Source organism: Acetobacter sp. DsW_059, assembly GCF_002153695.1.
GTDB classification, from domain to species: Bacteria; Pseudomonadota; Alphaproteobacteria; order Acetobacterales; family Acetobacteraceae; genus Acetobacter; species Acetobacter thailandicus.
On the sequence record NZ_JOPI01000004.1, the window covers coordinates 1 to 5,709 of the forward strand.

Sequence of the window (5,709 nt, forward strand, 5' to 3'; positions counted from 1 at the left end):
TGGTTGCGGGGGCAGGATTTGAACCTGCGGCCTTCAGGTTATGAGCCTGACGAGCTACCGGGCTGCTCCACCCCGCGGAGGTGAGGTAGTTTGGAAGACCTGGCGGCGACCGACTTTCCCACGACTTAAGCCGCAGTATCATAGGCGCTGGGGGGTTTCACGGTCGAGTTCGGGATGGGATCGTGTGGATCACTCCCCGCCATGGCCACCAGGTCATCCCAACTACCCCTGGGGAAGGGACAGTGGGACCGGTTGGTAAGATGTAAGTGACGTATGTTTGTTTGCATAGATGATTTCTGTGCATGGGTAACATCTCTTTTAAGGGAGATGGTAAAGAGAGTGAGTCTATTGGGCGATTAGGACCAGTTAGCTGCACGCATTACTGCGCTTCCACACCTGGCCTATTAACGTGATGGTCTTTCACGGCCCTCAGGGAGATCTAGTTTTGAGGTGGGTTTCCCGCTTAGATGCTTTCAGCGGTTATCCCGTCCATACTTAGCTACCCGGCTGTGCCGCTGGCGCGACAACCGGTGCACCAGAGGTATGTTCATCCCGGTCCTCTCGTACTAGGGACAAATCCTCTCAAATCTCCAACATCCACGGCAGATAGGGACCGAACTGTCTCACGACGTTCTAAACCCAGCTCACGTACCACTTTAATCGGCGAACAGCCGAACCCTTGGGACCTGCTCCAGCCCCAGGATGTGATGAGCCGACATCGAGGTGCCAAACCTCCCCGTCGATGTGGACTCTTGGGGGAGATCAGCCTGTTATCCCTAGAGTACCTTTTATCCGTTGAGCGATGGCCCTTCCACGCGGGACCACCGGATCACTATGGCCGACTTTCGTCTCTGCTCGAGCTGTCACTCTCGCAGTCAGGCGGGCTTATGCCATTGCACTCAACAGCCGGTTTCCGACCGGCCTGAGCCCACCATCGCGCGCCTCCGTTACACTTTGGGAGGCGACCGCCCCAGTCAAACTGCCCACCATACAGGGTCCCGGATCAGGCTAACTGACCGCGGTTAGACATCAGAAAAATTCAGGGTGGTATTTCAAGGATGGCTCCACGGGAACTGGCGCCCCCGCTTCAAAGCCTCCCACCTATCCTACACAGAATGTCTCTGATGCCACTGTAAAGCTGCAGTAAAGGTTCATAGGGTCTTTCCGTCTGACCGCGGATACCCCGCATCTTCACGGGGAATTCAATTTCGCTGAGCCGATGCTGGAGACAGCGGGGAAGTCGTTACGCCATTCGTGCAGGTCGGAACTTACCCGACAAGGAATTTCGCTACCTTAGGACCGTTATAGTTACGGCCGCCGTTTACCGGGGCTTCAATTCAGTGCTTGCACACCTCCTCTTAACCTTCCGGCACCGGGCAGGCGTCAGGCCCTATACGTCGTCTTTCGACTTCGCAGAGCCCTGTGTTTTTACTAAACAGTCGCTACCCCCTGGTCTGTGCCACCCACCCCCGGTTGCCCGGCAGTGGGTCTCGCTTATCCCGAAGTTACACGAGTAATTTGCCTAGTTCCTTCAGCATCGTTCTCTCAAGCGCCTTGGTATTCTCTACCAGTCCACCTGTGTCGGTTTCGGGTACGGTCTATACGCCAGAGCTATTTCCTGGAATACGCAAAAAGCCAGTTCAATCCGATAAGGACTGACAACATTTTGTATTCGTCACTTCTGGCAGGTTCAGGAATATTCACCTGATTCCCATCGACTACGGCTTTCGCCCTCGCCTTAGGGGCCGACTAACCCTGCGTGGATTAACCTTGCGCAGGAACCCTTGGACTTTCGGCGACAGTGTTTCTCGCACTGTTTGTCGCTACTCATGTCAGCATTCGCACTTCCGATATCTCCAGAGGGGGTCACCCCGCCTCCTTCACAGACTTACGGAACGCTCCGCTACCGCGCATATCATAGATATGCACCCACAGCTTCGGCACGTGGCTTGAGCCCCGTTACATTTTCGGCGCAGGGTTTCTATTAGACCAGTGAGCTATTACGCTTTCTTTAAAGGATGGCTGCTTCTAAGCCAACCTCCTGGTTGTTTTGGAATCCCCACATCCTTTCCCACTTAGCCACGATTTAGGGGCCTTAGCTGGTGGTCTGGGCTGTTTCCCTCTCGACAATGGACCTTAGCACCCACTGTCTGTCTGCCGAGCTCATACTTCCGGGTATTCGGAGTTTGGTTAGGTTTGGTAAGGCTTTGGGCCCCCCTAGCCCATCCAGTGCTCTACCCCCCGGGGTAATACTCGACGGTCTACCTCAATAGATTTCGCGGAGAACCAGCTATTTCCGAGTTTGATTGGCCTTTCACCCCTAACCACAGCTCATCTCCGACTTTTTCAACAGGCGTGAGTTCGGCCCTCCAGTGCGTGTTACCGCACCTTCAGCCTGGCCATGGCTAGATCACTCGGTTTCGGGTCTTCTGCCAGCAACTGAACGCCCTGTTCAGACTCGCTTTCGCTACGCCTACACCTAACGGCTTAAGCTCGCTGCAAACAGAAACTCGCTGACCCATTATACAAAAGGTACGCCGTCACCCCATAAGAGGCTCCGACTGTTTGTAGGCATTCGGTTTCAGGTCTATTTCACTCCCCTTGTCGGGGTGCTTTTCACCTTTCCCTCACGGTACTTGTTCACTATCGGTTACCAGGGAGTATTTAGGCTTGGAGGGTGGTCCCCCCATGTTCAGACAGGGTTTCACGTGCCCCGCCCTACTCAAGACTACTCTGCAACACTACGCATACGGGGCTATCACCCACTATGGCGGACCTTTCCATGTCCTTCTGCTTCTTTACAAAGTAATACTGGCCTGTTCCGCGTTCGCTCGCCACTACTAACAGAATCTCAATTGATGTCTTTTCCTCCAGGTACTGAGATGTTTCAGTTCCCCGGGTTCGCCTCATCACCCTATGTATTCAGGTAATGATACCCTTGCGGGTGGGTTGCCCCATTCGGATATTTGCGGATCAAAGCCTGCTCGCGGCTCCCCACAACTTTTCGCAGCGTGCTACGTCCTTCGTCGCCTCCTGGTACCAAGGCATCCACCGAATGCCCTTATCGCACTCACTCTCACCATGCACAGAAACCATCTATACAACCTAAGTCATATAAGACTGTTCCCGCATGCATCATGCAAGTACGTCACTTATATCTTTAAAACGCATCTGAACGCTTCATGCCTTCGTTGCTTAACACATCATTCCGCAAAAGCAGAACGCTGTGGGTCAGACCAACCCGCAACTAAAAGGCACGCCCAGATACGCACCAACCGATTCACACTGACAAAGATCTCTCATCAGACACACACCATATATGCGCCGCAACGCGGCTCCATATACGGAAATGTCCAATCTCTAACACTCCCTTACGACAGACTTCTCGACAACCACTTAGTAAAGATGGTGGAGACGGACGGGTTCGAACCGACGACCCCCTGCTTGCAAAGCAGGTGCTCTCCCAGCTGAGCTACGCCCCCATAACCAGACAACTGCATATTATCATATACAGCTGATTAAGTGGTGGGCCAGGGAGGACTTGAACCTCCGACCCCACGCTTATCAAGCGTGTGCTCTAACCAACTGAGCTACTAGCCCGAACCTGTATAATCTGTCGTAGAAAGGGATATGTTGACGGCGCTTTCGCATGATTGCTCATGCAGACATCTGACCAGACGCTGCCTTCAGAGATCCTATCTGAAGGACTTTTATTTTCTGAAACATTCCAAATAAAACCAGATAACCGGTTCCACTCAGAACAGTTCCTTGAAAGGAGGTGATCCAGCCGCAGGTTCCCCTACGGCTACCTTGTTACGACTTCACCCCAGTCGCTGACCCGACCGTGATCGGCTGCGTCCTTGCGGTTCGCTCACCGGCTTAAGGTCAAACCAACTCCCATGGTGTGACGGGCGGTGTGTACAAGGCCCGGGAACGTATTCACCGCGGCATGCTGATCCGCGATTACTAGCGATTCCACCTTCATGCACTCGAGTTGCAGAGTGCAATCCGAACTGAGACGGCTTTTAGAGATCAGCACGATGTCGCCATCTAGCTTCCCACTGTCACCGCCATTGTAGCACGTGTGTAGCCCAGGACATAAGGGCCATGAGGACTTGACGTCATCCCCACCTTCCTCCGGCTTGTCACCGGCAGTCTCTCTAGAGTGCCCACCCAAACATGCTGGCAACTAAAGATAAGGGTTGCGCTCGTTGCGGGACTTAACCCAACATCTCACGACACGAGCTGACGACAGCCATGCAGCACCTGTGTGGCAGGTCCCTTGCGGGAAATATCCATCTCTGGATACGGCCTGCCCATTCAAGCCCTGGTAAGGTTCTGCGCGTTGCTTCGAATTAAACCACATGCTCCACCGCTTGTGCGGGCCCCCGTCAATTCCTTTGAGTTTCAACCTTGCGGCCGTACTCCCCAGGCGGTGTGCTTAACGCGTTAACTACGACACTGAATAACTAAGTTACCCAACATCTGGCACACATCGTTTACAGCGTGGACTACCAGGGTATCTAATCCTGTTTGCTCCCCACGCTTTCGCGCCTCAGCGTCAGTTATGAGCCAGGTTGCCGCCTTCGCCACCGGTGTTCTTCCCAATATCTACGAATTTCACCTCTACACTGGGAATTCCACAACCCTCTCTCACACTCTAGTTTGCACGTATCAAATGCAGCTCCCAGGTTAAGCCCGGGGATTTCACATCTGACTGTACAAACCGCCTACACGCCCTTTACGCCCAGTCATTCCGAGCAACGCTAGCCCCCTTCGTATTACCGCGGCTGCTGGCACGAAGTTAGCCGGGGCTTCTTCTGCGGGTACCGTCATCATCGTCCCCGCCGAAAGTGCTTTACAATCCGAAAACCTTCTTCACACACGCGGCATTGCTGGATCAGGGTTGCCCCCATTGTCCAATATTCCCCACTGCTGCCTCCCGCAGGAGTCTGGGCCGTGTCTCAGTCCCAGTGTGGCTGATCATCCTCTCAAACCAGCTATCGATCATCGCCTTGGTAGGCCATTACCCCACCAACAAGCTAATCAAACGCAGGCTCCTCCACAGGCGACTTGCGCCTTTGACCCTCAGGTATCATGCGGTATTAGCTTCAGTTTCCCGAAGTTATCCCCCACCCGTGGATAGATTCCTACGCGTTACTCACCCGTCCGCCACTAAGGCCGAAACCTTCGTGCGACTTGCATGTGTTAAGCATGCCGCCAGCGTTCGCTCTGAGCCAGGATCAAACTCTCAGGTTCATCATACCCAACACAAAAGTGTCAGACACAATAAACAAAGACCCGGTCATGCAATTTCTTTTCACTTAAGAAAAGTCATTCGAAACGTCTGTTTTTAAAAACGCATATGCAAGATATACTGAACAAACGTCATGACCAGTCAAAAACCAGTCAGATACCCCTCCAAAAATAAGGCCGAAACCTCACCCTCAGAGAAAATACGCCGTCAGCATATCCCTCTCTCATATTCTCTTGTCAAAGACCGCTAAAGTCAGAAAAAACCCCGGAAGCCTCAGCCTCCAGAGCCCCATCCGCTCTCGATGAGCCAGCTTCTACAGCCTCATACTAACCCTGTCAACACACCCCAAAATTAACCCAAAAACCCAGGCAAAACCTGGTGAAAACAACTCAAACACACCTCAATTCCACTCAATTCCACTCAAAAAAAAGCAAAAATCCTCAAAAAAAATC

The 5,709-nt window shown here is 53.0% G+C and carries 3 tRNA genes and 3 rRNA genes; all 6 read right to left on the reverse strand.

The features are described from left to right. Positions 1-77, reverse strand: a tRNA-Met gene (locus HK25_RS01115). 20 nt (positions 78-97) lie between these two features. Further along, a 5S ribosomal RNA gene (gene rrf / locus HK25_RS01120) occupies positions 98-213 on the reverse strand. 122 nt (positions 214-335) lie between these two features. Then, positions 336-3,076: ribosomal RNA gene (locus HK25_RS01125) — 23S ribosomal RNA — on the reverse strand. A gap of 330 nt (positions 3,077-3,406) precedes the next feature. Further along, positions 3,407-3,482: transfer RNA gene (locus HK25_RS01130), tRNA-Ala, on the reverse strand. A 41-nt stretch (positions 3,483-3,523) separates the two neighbouring features. Next, positions 3,524-3,600 (reverse strand) — tRNA-Ile (locus HK25_RS01135). A gap of 171 nt (positions 3,601-3,771) precedes the next feature. After that, positions 3,772-5,259 (reverse strand): 16S ribosomal RNA (locus tag HK25_RS01140). The 16S, 23S and 5S rRNA genes sit together here with 3 tRNA genes alongside, the layout of an rRNA operon. Between the last annotated feature and the right edge of the window lie 450 nt (positions 5,260-5,709).